Origin of the sequence: Pauljensenia sp. UMB3104, from assembly GCF_030217285.1 — a bacterium.
Classification (GTDB): Bacteria; Actinomycetota; Actinomycetes; order Actinomycetales; family Actinomycetaceae; genus Pauljensenia.
On the sequence record NZ_JASONN010000468.1, the window covers coordinates 1 to 249 of the forward strand.

Sequence of the window (249 nt, forward strand, 5' to 3'; positions counted from 1 at the left end):
CCCGAATCGACCGAGGCGCTCGGCGTCCTCGCCCATGCACATCTGGAGGACCTGCGACAGGCAGGCCCCCTCGATGTCATTGCTGTGACAGGGTCCGCCGGAAAAACCACCACCAAGGATCTGCTTGCTGCGCTCATGGCGACCGACGGGCCGACCGTTGCGCCCAAACTGTCCTTCAATAACGAGGTTGGCCTGCCACTGACCGTCCTCAAGGCCGACGAACACACACGTCACCTGGTGCTGGAAATG

General features: G+C 62.7%; 1 protein-coding gene. It reads left to right on the plus strand.

Going from position 1 to position 249, the window contains the following annotated elements:
- The coding region (locus tag QP415_RS12435; RefSeq protein WP_285100277.1) for a Mur ligase family protein at positions 1–249 on the plus strand (249 nt) is incomplete at both ends.